Origin of the sequence: Bifidobacterium santillanense (genome assembly GCF_018555385.1) — a bacterium.
In the GTDB taxonomy this organism is placed as follows: domain Bacteria; phylum Actinomycetota; class Actinomycetes; order Actinomycetales; family Bifidobacteriaceae; genus Bifidobacterium; species Bifidobacterium santillanense.
The window spans coordinates 469358-487074 of sequence record NZ_JAFEJS010000001.1 but is presented as its reverse complement, the minus strand read 5'-3'; the positions used below and the strand labels follow the sequence as shown (position 1 = coordinate 487074).

Here is a 17717-nt window from a genome sequence, read left to right as displayed (position 1 = left end):
ATTCGAAGGGGATTCATCCATGCTCACCCAGCACATCATCCGCTCCGCCGTCGAGACGGCGCTCGCCGAGGACGCGCCCTACGGCGACATCACCTGCGAGACCACCATCCCGCGGGACGAGACCGGTTCGGCCGCCCTCACCGCCCGCGAGGACGGCGTGATGAGCGGCATCGACGTGTTCGCCGCCGCCTTCCGGACGCAGAACCCGCTCATCGAGGTCGTCCCGTCCATCGCAGACGGCGAACGCTTCCGCGCCGGGCGGACGCTCGCCACCGTGTCGGGGCCCGTCCGGGACCTGCTGACCGCCGAGCGCGTCGCCCTCAACTTTACCCAACGCATGAGCGGCATCGCCACGATGACCGCCGCGTTCGCCGACGCGGTGGACGCGATCTACGAGGACGGGCACGAGGGGAGGGACGCGTCGGTCGGTCCGGTCGTGCGCCCCCGCCGCTACGCGCGCACCCGCATCGCCGACACCCGAAAGACCACGCCGGGACTGCGCCCGTTCGAGAAGTACGCGGTCGTCTGCGGCGGCGGGCACAACCACCGCTACGGCCTGTCCGACGCGGTCATGATGAAGGACAATCACCTGGCGGCGCTCGCCGCGCGCGGCATCGACCTCGCCGGCGCGATCCGCCACGTGCGCGAACAGGTCGGCCACACCACGCACATCGAGGTCGAGGTCGACTCGTTGGACCAGATCCCCGCCGTCATCGACGGCGGCGCCGACACCATCATGCTCGACAACTTCACGCTCGAGGACACGCGCAGGGGAGTCGAGCTCATCGACGGGCGCGCCATCGTCGAAGCCAGCGGCAACATGAGCCTCGAGCGCGTCGCCGCCGTGGCCGCCACCGGCGTCGACATCATCTCCGTAGGCGCCCTGACCCACTCCGTGCGCTCCATCGACCTGGGACTGGACTGGCTGGCATGAGCGACGAACCCGAGGAACTCTATCTCGACGCCGCCGCCACCGAACCGGTCAGCCGGGACGTCATCGACGCGATGCTCCCGTTCCTGACCGACGCGTACGCGAACCCGGCCAGCGTCCACCAGCCCGGCAAAACCGCCGCCAGGGCGCTCGACGCGGCGCGCGCCTCCTTCGCCGCCGACCTCGGCGCCAAACCCGACGACGTGATCTTCACCTCCGGCGGCACCGAAGGCGACAACCTCGCCGTCAAGGGCATCGCACTGGCTCGGATGCGGCGGCTCGGACTGCACCCGTCATGGCCGGCCGATGAGTCCGGGGCGCCGGGTGGAGGCGCCGACATCGCCGATGATCCCGTCGTCCGCGCGCGCCGTCCGCGCATCGTCGTCTCCGCGATCGAGCACCCGGCCGTCATGCAATCCGCCGCATGGCTCGAACGCTGGTTCGGCTTCGAGGTCGTGCGCATCCCCGTCGATGCGCAAGCCCACCTCGACCTCGACGCGCTCGAACGGGCGCTCGCCGGCGAGGCGGGGGAGCGGACCACGCTCGTCGCCACGATGCTCGCCAACAACGAGGTCGGCACCGTCGAACCGGTCGAACGCATCGTCGAGATCGCGCACGCACACCACGTGCCCGTCCACGTCGATGCCGTGCAGGCCGCGGGGCTCATCCCCATCCGCATGCGCGACTGGGACGTCGACTCGCTCGCCGTCTCCGGACACAAGTTCGGCACGCCCAAGGGGCTCGGCGCCCTGCTCGTGCGCGGGCGCGTCCCCATCGAGCCGATTCTTTCCGGCGGCGGGCAGGAACGCGGGCTGCGCTCCGGCACGCAGAACGTGGCCGGCGCCGTCGCGCTCGCCATCGCCCTGCGGCGCTCGGACACCCGCATGGCCGCGCACTACCGCGAACTGGTCGCCTCGCGCGACATGCTCATCGACGCGGTCCGACGCGTGGTGCCCCGCGCGGAACTGACCGGCGACCCGGAACGCAGGCTTCCCGGACACGTCTCGTTCGTGTTCCCCGGCGTCACCGGCGAGGCGCTGCTCGTCGACCTCGACGCGCGCGGCATCGCATGCTCGTCCGGCTCCGCCTGCGCGATCGGCCGTCACGAGATACCGCCCACGCTTCTGGCGATGGGCGTCGAGCCGTCGATCGCCAAATCGGCCCTGCGCATGACCTTCCGCGAACCCCTCACGCGCGAACAGATCGAACGCATCTCCCTGGCCATCGAGGACTCCTACACCGCCCTCACCCGACGGTGAGCGGAATCATCCCGGCCATCACGTCATATCCGCGGCACATCGAACGGCGATTCGTTGCGGATGACGACGTCGGACTGGTGCTCGATGTACGGCTGCAGCACGGCGAGCACCAGCGGCAGTTCCTTCGTGACCGCGTAATACAGACGGCCGAAATCGAGTTCGTCGTAGCCATGTACGATCCAATCCCTCGTACCCGCGATCGCCTTCCATTCGGTTTCCGGCTCATGCTCCCGGAACGTCGCGGATAATCCCTTGACGTGCTCACCGGCGCGCGCCACCGCCATGGCCACGGCATTCTGGGTCTTGTCATCGGCTTCGAACTCGTCCACGGTAAGCGTGCCGAGAAAGCGTTGGGCATCCCTCATGGCACGTACGATGGCGACGATGTGGATGAGATCACGATCGCCGATTCCCGAGGGTCGTCCGCCTTCGACATGTTGCCGCGTCATACTTGGTTTCTTCCGGCTTTCAACCTCACAGGATTCTGAACATGGGTTTCGAGGTGATGCTGTTGACGAAAAGCACACGTTGGATTTCCTTCAATCTATCCGACTGCGGCTCGGTGATATAGCTCTTGCGTACGAGGTCGACTCTGCGATGCAAGGCGCCTTCCAAATCGTCGCGGAACGAGATAAGGTCGATGACCGGATTGGCCATGGAGGAGAACTGGTAGATGAAGTCGACGTCGGAATCCTCCGTTGCCTCGCCTCGGGCCATCGAACCGAAAAGATACAGTTCGTCGATTCTGTTGCGCATCGCTATGGGGCGCGCGATGGAGGCGATTCGAGCGGGGGAGAGGCAGTTCTCCGCGCCGTTGGAATCGGCCCGCTCCGGTTGTTCCTTGGCGCTCGTTGTTGCGACAACGGGCGCCTCCGCGCCGCTCATGCCTTCGAATCGGGCGCGCGAATCCCGATGAATGTCATCCGTCGTCCGAACCGTGCTCATGCCTCCATTCTAGCCGGAAAGTCCTTTCCCCCGAAAGGCGACGATACGGGAAAGACCATTATCGGGCGTCCTTGGTCCGGTAATGGGTGCGGGCGGCGTCGACGAGAACGCGGATGGGAAAGGCAAGGATGCGGGCGCCATTGAGCGTCGTGGACCGGACCTCGGCGACGTGGTCGACAAGGAACCGCTCGCCGAAGGAGTCGAAATCGTCGTAGCGGTCCAGTTCGACGGTATCGAAGGATACCCATGCGGTCGTGCGTGCGCCGGTCGCGGCGTCCGGCCGGGATACGGGCGCGGACTCCCGGATGCGTGGCCTGCCGATGGTCGATTCGGCATAGTGGATGGCGGTGCAGGTGTCGAATCCGGTGCCGAGGAACAGCACCTTGCCGTCAAGCTCGTAGAGGCGGGCGAGCGGACTGTGTTCGCCGAACGGCATGTCGTAGTCGGATGGGGTCGCCGAGGATGCCGATGCCCGTCCGTCCATGTTCTCGGCGGGATCGTCGTCCGGCGTCACGCCTTCCCCGGCCAATCCGCACAGCCAGTCGGCATGGGCGCCCCATGCGCACATCGAATACAACGGATGAAGACTGCGACGGGTGCCGGGCGTCGTGCGGAAATACTCGGGCGTGCGTCCGATGCCGTGCACGGGCGTGGCCGTCGGGCCGAACGCCGGCAATGCGTCGCGGACGAGAGGCACGAGCGACGGTTCGACCGGCGGCGCGCCCCAATCCTTCGGGTCGGACAGGTCCGTGGTCTGCGCGGGCATCACGATGTCGCCGCCGCGAAGCACCTCCTTGAGCACATCGACCACGGTGCGCTCGCCGCCGGGAATGAACCCGAACGCGCTCAGCCGGGTATGCACGATGCACGAGTCCGTCGGCTCCAATCCCGCCGCGGTAAGTGCGTCGCGCAGCTGCCGACCGGTGGTCACCGTAGCGATGGTGGTTTCCTCCCATGTCATGTGATGCTCTTTTCTTTCGGATGGGGTCTGGGGAGTTAGGGGAAATGGGGGTTTGGAATGGGGCGTGATGGGATGAACCACCCCCAGTCATCTTCCGACGGCAGCCCCGCCGGCGGGGGCGACGGCTGTTGGTCGCGTCAGCGGGTGGATGTGCGCCATTGGACGGCGGTGATGATGCGGAAATCGCAGTCGTGGCGTTCGTCGATGAGAGGGAAGCACGTGCCCTTGGTGCGGAACGCGAACGTCATGCCGCATTTGGCCATCACGCGGCCCGATTGCGGGTTCTCCACGTAGTGACCGCCCCACACTGCGGTCTTGCCGAGCGTGTCGAAGGCATGGGCGAGCGTCGCGCGCAGCGCCTCGGTCACATAGCCGCGATTCCAGAACGGGCGGCCGATCCAATAGCCGAGCTCCATCGCGTCGTCGCCGAGCAGCGAGCCGTATCGGGAGGCGAGCTCAGGGTCGGCATGGACCGCGCCGACGATGTGTTCACCGACCGGCTTGAGCGCGATGCTGCCGACCGGCTCTCCCGGAGCGGCCTTGTCCGACGCCGCGTTGGACAGGGATGTGGTACCCGGCGCCGCGTCGCCCGCGGCCGAGTCGGACTGTTCCGACCCGACGACACCGCTTCTGAACGTGATGGCCCAGTTGTTCTCGACCGCGAGGATGTCGCGGATGTCGCGCATGCTGCCCGTGACGCTCGTGTGCGGGCGCCATCCGCAGTGCGGGCCGATCTCGGGGTCGGAGGCGTAGCGGAACAGCGAGGCCGCCTCCGCCGAGTCGTCCACCCTCCACGGACGCAGCAGCAGCCGTTCGGTCCCAATCGTTTCGCTCATCTCACTCCTTCGGACGGTTGCGATCAATGGAAACAATGATGGGGCGAAACGGCCGGTCGTGCCAATCGGACGACCGTCCTGTCATCCAAAGACGACATGCGAAGACGACGTGCGGTCGGAATGCCGGGGCGCGTCATGCCGGCAGATGCGCGTGGAGTATCCATGTCCCGTCCTCGCGGGACGTGCGGATGACGCCGCCGAGCGAGGCGAAGCGCCGTCGGTGCATCGCCAGACCCCGTCCTGACGACGGTTTGTCCGGGAAGGCGTCGGGGCCGGCGTCGTCGTTCACCTCGTCGACGTCGATACCGTCGGCCGTGCGGCGCGCGATCACATGGTATTCGCCGCGACGGTCGGCATGCACGGCGATGTTGGTGTACAGTTCGCGCAGCAGCGCGACGGCCGCGTCCTCGCGTTCGCGGGACATGCCCTCGTCCGACGGAACCGCGCCGTCAGAGATGCCGGTGCCGTCGGCGTCGCAGGACGGTCCCGCGTCGGCCGTCGAACGGGAATCGTCGATCATCGTCGAGTCGCCGGTGAAGCCGAGCCGTGACAGATACCGGTCGCCGCGTGTCATGCCGGCGCGCATCCGGTCCGGGAACGATGAGCCCCGGTCGATCGGACGGTCCGAATCATCGGAGTCGCTCTCCGACCGATGTCCCGTCATGGGATCCGTCGCATCGGAGCCTCCGTCGTCGTCCGGTTCCCGGGCGGCGTCGACGTCGAGCATGTCGATGACCGCACGCACCTCGCCCAACGTGTCGATCGCCCGGTCGTACAGGTCGTCGATTAGCTCCGTCGTCCGGTCGTCCACGTCGCGCGTCCGTTCGTAGTCGAGCCGCATGGCCATATACGCGAGGTTGTTCGCCACCGAGTCGTGGATGCGGCTCGCCGCCCGCGATTCGCGACGCATCGTCTCGACCCGCTGGCGCGTCCGCTCGTAGCGCAGACGGTCGCGTTCCGCGCTCGCCGCCGCATCACGCCACGCCAGCATGCGTCCCAACGCGTAGGAGACGACGAACAGCATGATCAGCGACGCGTAGTAGTCGAAGGGGAAGCCGTCGATGGTGAACTTCGCCGCGCGCGCCGCCGAGACCAGTGCGGGCCACAGCCATCCGCGCCATGATCTCGCGTGCAGTCCGAGCGCGACCAGCGCGAGCCATGTGCCGAAGAGCAGGCTCGGCCCGCCGGTGTCGGGCAGCGGACAGCAGGCGAGGAACGTGGCGATGACGCCGGCGCCCATCGCTCGGGGCGCCCAGGGCAGCGCCAGCACGCATGCGATATGGACTACCGACAGCACCGTCGTGACGGGAAGATGCGCCGGGTAGACGATCATCTCGTAGACGGTCTCCGCGGCCATGAGCGCCGCGGCGAACATCATGACCGGACGTCCCCGCATCAGACGGGCCGTCAGCGTCCTGCGCATGCGGGCTAGCCGCGTGAGACCAACCATCGCGCCACCGCCTGCGTCCTGTTGCGCGCGCCGAGTTTCCTCGCCGCCCGCATCACGTACGTCTTCACCGTCGATTCGCCCACATGCAGGGTCTCGGCGATCTCGCGCGTGCTACGGCCTGTCGCGCACAGCCGCATGACCTCCCGTTCGCGTGCGGTCAGCGAGCGCTCGTCGGGAAGGGCCGCCGCGGAGGAGTTCGCCTCCCGTGTGCGCTCCCCGTCATCGGCGACATTCCGTCCGGTCGCGCCCGTCGCCGCAAGCCGCGCGTGCGCCTGCGCCGCGGACTCCTTCGACACGTACGGCGTGTACCGCGACAACGTCGATGGGCGGCATCCGCCGGCCAGATCCCGGGCGACGGCGCACACGTCGCGCACCTTCGCCTTGTCCATCAGACAGCGCGCTCCGGCGTCCAGCACGGCCGCCGCATAGCGTTCCAGCGAGAACGACGTGATGCCCATCAGCGCGACATCCGGGCTCGCCGCGCCGATCCGACGGCACGTCTCCACGCCGGACAGCCCCTCCAACGACATATCCACCAGCAGCACGTCGGGTCTTGTGGCCGGCGAAAGGCATCGTGCGGCCGCCTCCGCGCCGTCGCGGCACGTCCAGAGCACGTCGGCCTCGGGCAGCAGCCGGCGGACCATGAGCGTGAGCATGCCCAGAGTCAGTTCGTCGTTGTCCACCATCGCCAGTGAGAACCGTCGGCGCCCGTCATCCATCGCAACCACCTCGCACTTCTCCGTCCCGTTGCCAAACGAGGCCACTATACGTCGCCCGGTCGGGCCGTGTGGGTATCATCGTGACGGTTTGTGTGTCAGTGACAGGTGAAGAACCGAAGCAAGTACCAGGCAAGCACGTCGGTGCCGGGCGGCCTCATGGCCGGCGGCCACGCGGCGTGAACCAACACAAATGCAATCAGATCAGTATCTAAGAGAGGTTTCGATGGCGGTTCGCGGTGATATTCGTAATGTGGCGATTGTGGCTCACGTCGATCACGGCAAGACCACGCTGGTGAACGCGATGCTCCAGCAGTCCCACGTCTTTTCCGAGCGTGAGGAAGTGCCGGATCGAGTGATGGATTCCAACGATCTCGAGCGCGAGAAGGGCATCACCATCCTCGCCAAGAACACGGCCGTCGAGTACACCGGCCCGCTGGCCGCCAAGTACGGCCACCCGGAGGGCATCACCCTCAACATCATCGACACCCCCGGCCACGCCGACTTCGGCGGCGAGGTGGAGCGCGGCATCTCGATGGTCGACGGCGTCGTCCTGCTCGTCGACGCCTCCGAGGGTCCGCTGCCGCAGACCCGCTTCGTGCTGCGCAAGGCCCTCGAGGCCAAGCTGCCGGTCATCCTGTGCGTGAACAAGGTCGACCGTCCGGACGCCCGCATCTCCGAGGTCGTCTCCGAGTCCACCGACCTGCTGCTGGGCCTCGCCCAGGACGTCGTCGAGGAGGGCATCGACCTCGACCTCGACCACCTGCTCGACCTGCCGGTCGTCTACTGCGCCGCCAAGGCGGGATACGCGTCCATCAACCAGCCGGCCGACGGCGCCCTGCCGGACAACGACAACCTCGAGCCGCTCTTCGAGGACATCATCAAGTACATTCCGGCCCCGGAGTACGAGGAGGGCGCCCCGCTGCAGGCGCACGTCGCCAACATCGACTCCTCCGACTTCCTCGGCCGACTCGGCCTGGTCCGCATCTACAACGGCACGCTGGAGAAGGGCAAGAACTACGGACTGAGCCGCGTCAACGGCACCATCGAGAACTTCCGCGTCACCGAGCTGCTGCGCACGCAGGGCCTCGAGCGCGAGTCCGTCGAGTCCGCGGGCCCGGGCGACATCGTCGCCGTCGCCGGCGTCAACGACATCATGATCGGCGAGACCATCGTCGACCCCAACGATCCCAAGCCGCTGCCGCTCATCCACGTCGACGATCCGGCCATCTCCATGACCTTCGGCGTCAACGACTCCCCGCTGGCCGGCACCGAGGGCAAGGACCACAAGCTCACCGCCCGCATGATCAAGGACCGCCTCGACCGCGAGCTCATCGGCAACGTGTCCATCAAGGTGCTGCCCACCGACCGTCCGGACGCCTGGGAGGTCCAGGGCCGCGGCGAGCTGGCGCTGGCCGTCCTCGCCGAGGAGATGCGCCGCGAGGGCTACGAGCTGACCGTCGGCCGCCCGCAGGTCGTCACCAAGAAGATCGACGGCGTGGTCAACGAGCCGATGGAGAACACCACCATCGACGTGCCCGAGGAGTACATGGGCACCGTCACGCAGCTCATGGCCGACCGCAAGGGCCGCATGGACTCCATGTCCAACCACGGCTCCGGCTGGGTGCGCCTGCAGTTCACCGTGCCGTCCCGTGGCCTGATCGGCTTCCGCACCGCGCTGCTGTCCGCCACCCGCGGCACCGGCATCGCCGCCTCCATCTCCGCCGGCTACGCCCCGTGGGCCGGCCAGATCGTGACCCGCCAGAACGGCTCCATGGTCTCCGACCGCAAGGGCATCGCCACCCCGTACGCCATGCAGCGTCTGCAGGCCCGCGGCAACTTCTTCGTCGAGCCGCAGTCCCCGGTCTACGAGGGTCAGGTCGTCGGCGTCAACAACAAGCCTGACGAGCTGGACGTCAACATCACGCTGGCCAAGCACATGACCAACATGCGCTCCTCCACCGCCGACGTGCTCGAGACCCTCACCCCGCCGATCAAGATGAGCCTCGAGGAGTCCCTCGACTTCGCGAACGAGGACGAGTGCGTCGAGGTCACCCCGGAGTCCATCCGCGTGCGCAAGATCATCCTCGGCCGCGAGGACTGGTACAAGTGGCGCGCCAAGCAGCGCCGCCAGAACGCCGCCCAGGCCGCGGCGCAGGGCAAGTGATTCTGCCGTAGGCGACCCGCCTGCATAAGCCGAGGGGCTCTCGGGAAGCGCACATCGCGTGCTTCCCGAGAGCCCCTCGCCATATCGTGGCGGTTTTCTCTCGCTGAGAGGTGACTCAGCGAGAGAAAACCGCCACCATGCGTCGGCGACCTCTCGCATACGCACATCGGCGAGAGCTTTCCGACGCATGGTGGCAGAAAACTCTCGCCAAGGAGCCCCCAGTGAGAGAAAACCGCCACGATGCGGCAGTCGTCTCTCGCTGAGCGTGGACTGCACGTACGTGCAATGCCGCGGCGGATCGCTGCACGTCCGTGCACGCCGGAGCCCGCCGTCGCGGACCGGGCCGGAACGGAACGGTAGATTCGGATGCATCACCAAGGCGGCGATCCCGCCATCGCACCGAACCGTCCGGAGGAACACGCCATGCTCACCGTCAGCCATCTGTCCAAACGCTACCCGGGTAGCTCCGCGCCCGCGCTCGACGACGTCGGCTTCACCATCGGGGACGGCGAGATCGTCGGACTGATCGGCAGGAACGGCGCCGGCAAGACCACGCTGATGGCGATGATGGCCAAGGCGCGGCGCCCCACAACCGGCACCATCACCTACCGCGGCGTCGACATCCTCTCCCGCGACGACGCGCTCGACCGGTTCGGCATCATGATCCAGCCGGTGTTCCTGCCCCACATCAGCGCCGAGGACAACCTGCGCTTCTACCTGGGCGTCCACGGCGACAAGGCCCACGAACGCAACATCCGGCCGGTGCTCGAACTCGTGGGGCTGTGGCGGTACCGCACGCGGCGACCTTCCGGATTCTCCTTCGGCATGAAGCAGCGGCTGGCGCTCGCCATCGCGATGGTCAACGATCCGGAGTTCCTCATCCTCGACGAGCCGTTCGTCGGGCTCGACCCGGACGGCGTGCTCCAGCTCATCACGGTGCTCAGGCGATGGGCCGTCGACCGCGGCGTCTCCATGCTCGTCTCCAGTCATCAGCTCAACGAACTGCAGGAGCTGTGCGGACGCTTCCTGTTCCTCGAGAACGGACGGCTCGCCGATGAGTTCGCCGGGGAGCGCGGAAGCACCATCGTCGTCGATCTCTCCCGGCCGCTCGGGGCGGGGGAGCGTTCGACGATCGCGATGCTGGATCCGTCCGCCGTCATCCGCGACGACGGGGCGTCGGTCGAGATCGCCGCCGAGGGCGCGTCCCTGAACCGTGTGGTCGGGACCCTCGCCTCCACCGCCGGCATCGCGGCCATCCACGACAAGGCCACGAGGCTCGCCGAATGCTTCGGGGAGGCGTGATGCCGCGCACATCGCCAGATGTTCCCATCGTTTCCATCGTTTCCGCCAAGACCAAGGAGTCCATCACCATGACCGCGCCGATGTTCGCGAACCTCATCCGTACCAGGGAAGCCGCCATCCTGCTCGCTCTGGCCTGCTTCATCCTCGTTCTGCCGATCGTGAACCTGTTCGATTCGGACTTCATGAGGGTCAGCGGCGCGGCCGGCTCGGTCGGTCTCCTGGACTTCCTCGCCGGCGAGTTCGACGTGCAGCGCATGCTGATGCTGCCGATGGTCGTCATGATCTATCTCGTGGCCGACGCCATCCGCACGCCCATCGCCACCGGACGCATGTTCCTGTACAAGGATCTGAGCCGCGCCGTGATCATCGATGCGAAGATCCTCGCCCTGGCCGGCGTGTACGCGCTGTACATGGCGCTGCAGACCGCGGTGACGTCCGGCGTCTACTTCCTGTACATCACGCGCTTCGACTACGCCTCCGGCGCGCTGCTGCCCGGCGACGCCCGGAGCGTCGCGGCGGATGTGGTGTCCATCGTCGGCGTCCTGTGCGCGGATCTGGTGACGATGCTGGTGGCCGCCGCGCTCGCCACCCGGTTCCGGACCGGCATCGTCATGTTCGGCTCGATCCTGTGGCTGTGCCTGTGCGCCACGCTGCCGCAGCTGCCCGCCGCCCGATACGCGGTGCCCGGCGGTTATGCCCGTCTCCTGCCGGATCTCGGCCTGCCGCTCGCGATGGCGTCGATGCTCGTCCTCACCGCCGCCTACGTCGCCGGACTGTACGTCTACGCGCGCCGTCGGTTCTCCCGCATCGAATACTGATCGGACCGACCGGGCCTCGGGCGCCGACGATGCCGGCCGGGCGCCGACCGCCGACCGTCAGCCGGCCGCGGACAACGGCAGCTCGGCGTGCAGGAACCATTCGCCGTCCTCGCACCGGGTGCGCAGCACGCCGCCGAGCTGTTCGACCGCCCTGCGATGCGCGTCGAGCCCCAATCCGTGGCGGACGCCCTCCAGTGGGTGCCGGGGCGCCGTCTCGGGCACGGTGTTCGTCTGCGTGATGGCCAGCCCGCCGTCCCGGACGTCGACCATGACCATGTACCCGTCATCGCCGGGCATCGCATGGCGGATGATGTTCGCGTAGATCTCGCGTATCAGATCGAACGCCGTTTCGCGGGTCCGTTCGTCCATGACCGCCGATGCGCCGTGGACCGATGACGTGCCGGAGAACCCCAGGACGGTGATGGACCGTTGCTCGGCGTCGACCAGACGGCGCAGCTCGTCCATGCGGTCGACGGCCTCGGGGGAGGGGTCGCTCCTCCGGGCGGCGTCCGTGGCCTCGTCGTCGGCGTCCGCACCGGTGACGCCGGGCATGGCGCCGTCCGGCGTCGTGCCGTCGATCAGGTCGATCACCTCATGCACATGGTCCAGCGCGGACCGCGCGTCCCGGTACATCACGTCCATCGCCTCGCGGACCGCCGGATCGGCGTCGTCGTTCCGGCCCAGCTGCCAGGCGAGCATCGATATGGAGGACAGTTCGCGCGTCACCGAATCGTGCAGCGCCTTCGCCAGACGCCGGTTGCGGCGCACCTGTTCGAGCTCCCGCAGCGAACGCTCGTACACGGCGCGCCGATCCCGTTCCCGTCGCGCATCGGAGCGGCGGCGCAGCGACACGCCCACGCCCACGGCGATGAGATAGCACACCACGTTCACCGTGAACCCCGTCATGCGCACGTCGCTCCCGTCGCCGCCCACCGACAGCGAGACGCCGGTGCCGGTAGGCGCGAGGCTCAGTGCGATGGCCGCGAGACAGGTCCATGCCGGCGACGTCAGATACGCCAGCAAACCGAGCGTGGGGAACGCGAGCAGCGCGCAGAACGACGGGGAGCCGGGCAGCATCGCGGCCGCCACGCAGATGGCGAGCGACAGGGCGCACGCGGGCGTCGGAGCGAACGCGAGCCCCGCGCAGACCGTCAGCTGCACCGCGAACACCAGCCAGGAGAGCGGGTCGGCGGGCCGGTTCGCGGCCATCTCCACCACGACCAGCACGCAGTCCAGCACGGCGATCGCCGTGACGGCCGGATGCGGGCCCGATCCCCGTCGCAGGGTATGAAGCATTGTCATGCCTCATCATGATAATCAACGGGTATTCGTCCGATCGGGTACCCGTCTAGAGGAGGGGAGGCGCCGTCATGAACGGGACGTCCGGCATCGTCGATGTCGCCGTGCTGGACAACGACAGCATGGCGTTGGAACGGCTGGTGGCCGTGCTGCCCAAGCTGCTGCCGGGACTGCACGTGGCATGGTCCACGTCGAGCGCGCCCGAGGCGGACCGTCGCTGTCTGGACGAGGAGTGGCGGCCGCGGATGCTCGTCACCGACGTGGAGCTGGACCGCACAACCGGCATGGACGTGTGCCGGAGCATCCGTGCGGCCGGTCCGGAGCCGCTGCTGCTGGCGATGACCTCGTACAATCCGAAGACCTATGCCGCCAGGCTCGCCGAATCCGGGGCGCAGGGGCTCATGGTCAAGGGCGACATGACCCAGATGACCGCGGCGCTGCGGCGGGTGGCATCGGGAGACACCTTCTCGCCGGTGACGGGCACGGACTTCCCGACCGCGGACGAGGCGCACCGGCGTCTAGGCGCGGGAGGACATGCGGGGCGAGCGGCGGAGACGCCGAGGGACGCCGTCTCGACGCTGAGCGCGCTCGAACGGCGCATCCTGTCCAGCGTGGCCGAGGGATACTCCAACGAGGAGATCGCGGCCACGCTGGAGGTCAGCCCCGCCACCGTGCGTTCGCACACCCGTCATATCCGTGAGAAGCTCGGGGCGAGGACCCTGAGCCACGCCGTGGCCATCTGGCTCACCCGGCGCGGCTCGTAGCGTGGGCGGGACCTCAGAAGTCCCAATCGTCGTCGTCGGTCTCCTCGGCCTTGCCCATCACGTAGGAGGAGCCGGAGCCGGAGAAGAAGTCGTGGTTCTCGTCGGCGTTGGGGGACAGGGCCGCGAGGATCGCCGGATTCACGTCGCAGATCTCCGCGGGGAACAGGGCCGGGTAGCCGAGGTTCATCAGCGCCTTGTTGCCGTTGTAGCGCAGGAACCTCTCCACGTCGTCGACGAGGCCCACGCCCGAGTACAGCGACTCGGTGTACTCCACCTCGTTGTCGTACAGCTCGTTGAGCAGGCCGTACGTGTACTCGCGCATCTCCTCGCGCTTCGCCTCGTTCACGCGCTCGAGGCCCCTCTGGTACTTGTAGCCGATGTAGTAGCCGTGCACGGCCTCGTCGCGGATGATGAGGCGGATCACGTCGGCCGTGTTCGTGAGCTTCGCGTGGCTCGAGAAGTACATCGGCAGGTAGAAGCCGGAGTAGAAGAGGAACGACTCGAGCAGCGTCGAGGCGACCTTGCGCTTGAGGGGGCTGTCGCCCTCGTAGTAGTCGAGGACGATCTGCGCCTTCTTCTGCAGGAACTCGTTCTCCTCGCTCCAGTCGAACGCGGCGTCGATCTGCTCGCTCGAGCAGAGGGTCGAGAAGATCGACGAGTACGACTTCGCGTGGACGGACTCCATGAACGCGATGTTCGTGTACACGGCCTCCTCGTGCGGGGTCAGGGCGTCGGGGATCAGCGAGACCGCGCCGACGGTGCCCTGGATCGTGTCGAGCAGCGTGAGCCCTGTGAACACGCGCATCGTGAGTGTGTGCTCCTCCTCGCTCATCGACTGCCAGGAGGGGATGTCGTTGGAGACGGGGACCTTCTCCGGCAGCCAGAAGTTGCCGGTCAGGCGGTCCCACACCTCGAGGTCCTTGTCGTCCTCGAGACGGTTCCAGTTGATCGCGGTGACGCGGTCGATGAGCTTCAACGGCCTGCGCGGAACGGAGATCGGTGCCATGGGTGTCTCTTTTCTACTCGTTATCGTCGTTTTCGTTACGTCGGTCGGTGAACTCCTCCGGCGCCGTCAGGCGCAGGAGCATACGGTATACGGTCTTCGACATGTGTGTTTCCCTTCGTGTTGGTGACCGCGGACGGTCGTGCAGTGCGATTCGTGACACGCTCCGGGCCGCTCTGGCCAAGTCTTCACGGTCTCGAGTCGCGCTGCACGACCGTCCGCTCGCTTGCGTTGTTCCCTTGCGTTTCGTGCGTTGCCGTGCCGGAGGAGCGGAGGATGTCGATATGCGTTGGCCGACCGTAGGCTTGGCCGAACGGCCTTGAGTGTGTCGGACGACGCATATCGACATCCTCCGCGGCCACAGTGGCTCAGAGCATGCAGGACACGCAGCCGGCGACCTCGGTGCCTTCGAGCGCCTGCTGGCGGATGCGGATGTAGTAGAGGGTCTTGATGCCCTTGCGCCAGGCGTAGATCTGCGCCTTGTTCACGTCGCGCGTGGTGGCGGTGTCCGGGAAGAACAACGTCAGCGACAGGCCCTGGTCCACGTGCTGCGTGGCCTCGGCGTATGTGTCGACGATGGCCTTCCAGCCGATCTCGTAGGCGTCCCTGAAGTATTCGAGGTTGTCGTTCGTCATGTACGGCGCGGGATAGTACATGCGGCCGATCTTGCCCTCCTTGCGGATCTCGATCTTCGAGGCGATCGGGTGGATCGACGACGTGGAGTGGTTGATGTACGAGATCGATCCGGTCGGCGGCACGGCCTGCAGGTTCTGGTTGTAGACGCCGTCCTTGAGGATCGCGTCGCGCAGCGCCTGCCAGTCGGCCACGGTCGGGATCGCGACGCCGAAGCGCGCGAACAGCCCGCGCACGCGGGTCGTGCGCGGTTCGATCGAGCGGCGACCGTCGGTGTACTTGTCGAAGTAGTTGCCCGCTCCTGCCGGCTTGGCGTAGTCGGAGCGCTCGAAGCCGACGAACGCATGGCCGTGGCGGACCGCCAGGTCATGCGAGGCGCGGTAGGCGTGGTAGGCGACCGTCATGAAGTACATGTCGGTGAAGTCGAGCGCCTCGTCGGAGCCGTATTCGAGGCCCTCGCGGGCGAGGAAGCCGTGCAGGTTCATCTGTCCGAGGCCGATCGCGTGCCCCTCTTCGTTGGCGCGGCGGATCGAGGGCACCGCGTCGATCGACGTGTGCTCGGCCACGGCGGTCAGGGCGTGGATCGCGGTCTCGACCGTGCCGGCGAGCCCGCCGTCCATCGCCTTCGCGATGTTGAGGGAGCCGAGGTTGCAGGAGACGTCGCGGCCCACGTGCGTGTAGGAGAGGTCCTCGGCGTACGCGCTCGGCTCCTGCACCTGCAGGATCTCGGAGCACAGGTTCGACATGGTCACGCGGCCGTCGATCGGGTTGGCGCGGTTGACGGTGTCCTCGAACACGATGTACGGGTATCCGGACTCGAACTGGAGCTCGGCGAGCGTCGTGAAGAACCTGCGGGCGTCGATGTACGTCTTCCCGATGCGCTCGTCGGCGACCATCTCGTCGTACTTCTCCGTCACGGAGATGTCGGCGAACGGTCTGCCGTACACGCGCTCGACGTCGTACGGGCTGAAGAGGGCCATCCGCTCCTTGCGCTTGGCCAGCTCGAACGTGATGTCCGGGACGACGACGCCGAGGGCGAGCGACTTGATGCGGATCTTCTCGTCCGCGTTCTCGCGCTTGGTGTCGAGGAATCGCATGATGTCCGGGTGATGGGCGTTGAGGTACACGGCGCCGGCGCCCTGGCGCGCGCCCAGCTGGTTCGCGTACGAGAACGAGTCCTCGAGGAGCTTCATGACCGGCACGACGCCGCTCGACTGGTTCTCGATGTGCTTGATCGGCGCGCCGAGCTCGCGCAGGTTGCTCAGCAGCAGCGCCACGCCGCCGCCGCGCTTGGACAGCTGCAGGGCCGCGTTGATGCCGCGGGAGATCGACTCCATGTTGTCCTCGATGCGCACGAGGAAGCAGCTGACCGGCTCGCCGCGCTGCGCCTTGCCGAGGTTGAGGAACGTCGGGGTGGCCGGCTGGAAGCGGCCGGAGAGCATCTCGTCGAGGTAGCGCACGGCCGCGTGCTCGTCGCCGGCGGCCAGGTCGAGCGCCACGGCGGCGCAGCGCTGCGGGAAGTCCTCGAGATAGGTCCCGCCGTCGAAGGACTTCAGGGCGTAGGAGCGGAAGAACTTGAACGCGCCGAGGAACGTCTCGAACTCGAAGCCGCTCGCCTCGGCCTTCGCGTAGAACGCGTCGAGGAACCCGGGGGAGTAGCGGGCGAACACGTCGCCGTCGTAGTACCGGTGCTCGATGAGGTATCCGAGGCGTTCGGCCGTCGAGGTGAACCTCATGGTGTTCGGCTCGATTTCGGAGGCGACGTAGGCGCGCTCGGCCTCCTTGTCCTTGCCGAACTGGATGAGGCCGTGCTCGTCGTAGAGGTTGAGCATCGCGTTGAGCGCGTGGTAGTCGGTGGACGGATCGTAGGTGGTGGTCATGTCTTCCTGTGGTCCTTGTGAATGGTTGTCCGATGGTGCGGGGCGTCGGGTGGGCCGGGGCGGCGGGCGCGACCGGGGGCCGATGCCTGATATGAGTCCGCGTGCGTCAGCGATCGTCGTGCTGACGGGTGAAGAACGCGACGAGTCCGTCGCGCACCTTGCGCGAGTCCTCGCGCGTGCCCATCAGCTCGAAGCGGTAGAGGTAGGGCACGCGGCATTTCGCGGCGATGACGTCGCCGGCCGCGCCGTACGCGGTGCCGAAGTTCGTGTTGCCCGAGGCGATGACGCCGCGGATCCACGCGCGGTTGCCGGCGTGGTTGAGGAACCGCTTGACCTGGGGCGGCACGGCCTTGCGCGCGTCGCCGCCGCCGTAGGTGGGCACCATGATGACGTACGGTTCGCGCACGTTGATGGTCGGCGCGTTCGGCTTGAGCGGGATGCGGTACACGTTGATGCCCGCCTCGCCGAGCTTCAGTCCCGCCACGAAGCGGGCGGTGTTCTCGGAGGCGGAGGAGAAGTACACGAGCGCGCCGATCGCCTTGGCGCGGCCCCGGTTCGCCGTCGATTCCGGCGTACTCGGCGTCGCGTCGTCGTGGTCGGGCGTCTCGCTCATGCCGTGCAGCGCGACCGGGGCGCTGCGTCGGTTCGGCGCGGCGCCCGCGCGGTCGGAGGGCGCGGCGGGGGAGGCCGTTCCGGTCAGGGCGCCGACGTCGACGGCACCGTGCGCGGCGCGTGCGCGGCGGGACGTCGGGG

At 67.5% G+C, this 17717-nt stretch carries 16 protein-coding genes; 6 read left to right on the top strand and 10 right to left on the bottom strand.

Going from position 1 to position 17717, the window contains the following annotated elements:
* Positions 1-19 precede the first annotated feature (19 nt).
* A complete protein-coding gene (nadC, locus tag JS528_RS02215; RefSeq protein WP_214357449.1) occupies positions 20-934 on the top strand; it encodes a carboxylating nicotinate-nucleotide diphosphorylase in 915 nt (304 codons plus the stop codon).
* Positions 931-2190 carry a cysteine desulfurase family protein gene (locus tag JS528_RS02210; RefSeq protein ID WP_214357448.1) on the top strand — a complete coding sequence of 420 codons (1260 nt, stop codon included), beginning with the start codon at positions 931-933 and terminating at the stop codon, positions 2188-2190. Before nadC ends, JS528_RS02210 begins: the two co-directional genes overlap by 4 nt.
* A 23-nt stretch (positions 2191-2213) precedes the next feature.
* Here JS528_RS02210 and JS528_RS02205 read toward each other — a convergent pair whose 3' ends face one another.
* The 6 genes from JS528_RS02205 to JS528_RS02180 form a co-directional block, all read right to left on the bottom strand.
* Positions 2214-2639, bottom strand: a complete 426-nt coding sequence (locus tag JS528_RS02205; RefSeq protein WP_240541243.1) for a HepT-like ribonuclease domain-containing protein — start codon at positions 2637-2639, stop codon at positions 2214-2216.
* A gap of 25 nt (positions 2640-2664) precedes the next feature.
* On the bottom strand, positions 2665-3135 hold the full coding sequence (locus JS528_RS02200) for a nucleotidyltransferase family protein (protein ID WP_214357447.1): 471 nt from the start codon (positions 3133-3135) through the stop codon (positions 2665-2667).
* A 58-nt stretch (positions 3136-3193) separates the two neighbouring features.
* Positions 3194-4096 (bottom strand): AAC(3) family N-acetyltransferase, encoded by a 903-nt coding sequence (locus JS528_RS02195; RefSeq protein ID WP_214357446.1) that lies wholly within the window; start codon positions 4094-4096, stop codon positions 3194-3196.
* Between the two features lie 137 nt (positions 4097-4233).
* Positions 4234-4932 carry a GNAT family N-acetyltransferase gene (locus JS528_RS02190; RefSeq protein ID WP_214357445.1) on the bottom strand — a complete coding sequence of 233 codons (699 nt, stop codon included), beginning with the start codon at positions 4930-4932 and terminating at the stop codon, positions 4234-4236.
* A gap of 133 nt (positions 4933-5065) precedes the next feature.
* Complete coding sequence (locus JS528_RS02185) at positions 5066-6355, bottom strand: sensor histidine kinase (protein ID WP_214357444.1); 1290 nt, start codon at positions 6353-6355, stop codon at positions 5066-5068.
* A 5-nt stretch (positions 6356-6360) separates the two neighbouring features.
* Positions 6361-7101: a response regulator transcription factor gene (locus tag JS528_RS02180; protein ID WP_214357443.1), complete on the bottom strand. Its 741-nt coding sequence runs from the start codon at positions 7099-7101 to the stop codon at positions 6361-6363.
* A 223-nt stretch (positions 7102-7324) separates the two neighbouring features.
* On the opposite strand from JS528_RS02180, the gene typA reads away from it, so the two are divergent.
* The 3 genes from typA to JS528_RS02165 all read left to right on the top strand — a co-directional run bounded on the left by typA (position 7325) and on the right by JS528_RS02165 (position 11385).
* Entirely contained in the window at positions 7325-9265 is a 1941-nt protein-coding gene (gene typA, locus JS528_RS02175) for a translational GTPase TypA (protein ID WP_214357442.1), read from the top strand.
* A 423-nt stretch (positions 9266-9688) separates the two neighbouring features.
* Complete coding sequence (locus JS528_RS02170) at positions 9689-10567, top strand: ABC transporter ATP-binding protein (protein WP_214357441.1); 879 nt, start codon at positions 9689-9691, stop codon at positions 10565-10567.
* A 68-nt stretch (positions 10568-10635) separates the two neighbouring features.
* Entirely contained in the window at positions 10636-11385 is a 750-nt protein-coding gene (locus tag JS528_RS02165) for a hypothetical protein (RefSeq protein WP_214357440.1), read from the top strand.
* Between the two features lie 57 nt (positions 11386-11442).
* On the opposite strand, the gene JS528_RS02160 is transcribed toward JS528_RS02165, so the two are convergent.
* A complete protein-coding gene (locus JS528_RS02160; protein WP_214357439.1) occupies positions 11443-12687 on the bottom strand; it encodes a histidine kinase in 1245 nt (414 codons plus the stop codon).
* A gap of 68 nt (positions 12688-12755) precedes the next feature.
* On the opposite strand from JS528_RS02160, the gene JS528_RS02155 reads away from it, so the two are divergent.
* Positions 12756-13448 carry a response regulator transcription factor gene (locus JS528_RS02155; protein ID WP_214357438.1) on the top strand — a complete coding sequence of 231 codons (693 nt, stop codon included), beginning with the start codon at positions 12756-12758 and terminating at the stop codon, positions 13446-13448.
* A gap of 13 nt (positions 13449-13461) precedes the next feature.
* Here JS528_RS02155 and nrdF read toward each other — a convergent pair whose 3' ends face one another.
* From nrdF to nrdI, 3 genes are all read right to left on the bottom strand, one after another.
* A complete protein-coding gene (gene nrdF, locus JS528_RS02150) occupies positions 13462-14454 on the bottom strand; it encodes a class 1b ribonucleoside-diphosphate reductase subunit beta (protein ID WP_214357437.1) in 993 nt (330 codons plus the stop codon).
* Between the two features lie 365 nt (positions 14455-14819).
* On the bottom strand, positions 14820-16964 hold the full coding sequence (gene nrdE / locus JS528_RS02145; protein WP_214357436.1) for a class 1b ribonucleoside-diphosphate reductase subunit alpha: 2145 nt from the start codon (positions 16962-16964) through the stop codon (positions 14820-14822).
* 106 nt (positions 16965-17070) lie between these two features.
* A complete protein-coding gene (gene nrdI / locus JS528_RS02140; RefSeq protein WP_214357556.1) occupies positions 17071-17577 on the bottom strand; it encodes a class Ib ribonucleoside-diphosphate reductase assembly flavoprotein NrdI in 507 nt (168 codons plus the stop codon).
* Positions 17578-17717 lie beyond the last annotated feature (140 nt).

Coding starts and splice junctions, on each gene's coding strand:
- JS528_RS02195 (WP_214357446.1), bottom strand. CDS start 4,096: ATGACATGGGAGGAAACCACCATCGCTACGGTGACCACCGGTCGGCAG.
- JS528_RS02160 (WP_214357439.1), bottom strand. CDS start 12,687: ATGACAATGCTTCATACCCTGCGACGGGGATCGGGCCCGCATCCGGCC.
- JS528_RS02185 (WP_214357444.1), bottom strand. CDS start 6,355: ATGCGCAGGACGCTGACGGCCCGTCTGATGCGGGGACGTCCGGTCATG.
- JS528_RS02205 (WP_240541243.1), bottom strand. CDS start 2,639: ATGACGCGGCAACATGTCGAAGGCGGACGACCCTCGGGAATCGGCGAT.
- JS528_RS02170 (WP_214357441.1), top strand. CDS start 9,689: ATGCTCACCGTCAGCCATCTGTCCAAACGCTACCCGGGTAGCTCCGCG.
- typA (WP_214357442.1), top strand. CDS start 7,325: ATGGCGGTTCGCGGTGATATTCGTAATGTGGCGATTGTGGCTCACGTC.
- JS528_RS02200 (WP_214357447.1), bottom strand. CDS start 3,135: ATGAGCACGGTTCGGACGACGGATGACATTCATCGGGATTCGCGCGCC.
- JS528_RS02165 (WP_214357440.1), top strand. CDS start 10,636: ATGACCGCGCCGATGTTCGCGAACCTCATCCGTACCAGGGAAGCCGCC.
- nrdE (WP_214357436.1), bottom strand. CDS start 16,964: ATGACCACCACCTACGATCCGTCCACCGACTACCACGCGCTCAACGCG.
- JS528_RS02155 (WP_214357438.1), top strand. CDS start 12,756: ATGAACGGGACGTCCGGCATCGTCGATGTCGCCGTGCTGGACAACGAC.
- JS528_RS02210 (WP_214357448.1), top strand. CDS start 931: ATGAGCGACGAACCCGAGGAACTCTATCTCGACGCCGCCGCCACCGAA.
- nadC (WP_214357449.1), top strand. CDS start 20: ATGCTCACCCAGCACATCATCCGCTCCGCCGTCGAGACGGCGCTCGCC.
- JS528_RS02180 (WP_214357443.1), bottom strand. CDS start 7,101: ATGGATGACGGGCGCCGACGGTTCTCACTGGCGATGGTGGACAACGAC.
- nrdI (WP_214357556.1), bottom strand. CDS start 17,577: ATGAGCGAGACGCCCGACCACGACGACGCGACGCCGAGTACGCCGGAA.
- JS528_RS02190 (WP_214357445.1), bottom strand. CDS start 4,932: ATGAGCGAAACGATTGGGACCGAACGGCTGCTGCTGCGTCCGTGGAGG.
- nrdF (WP_214357437.1), bottom strand. CDS start 14,454: ATGGCACCGATCTCCGTTCCGCGCAGGCCGTTGAAGCTCATCGACCGC.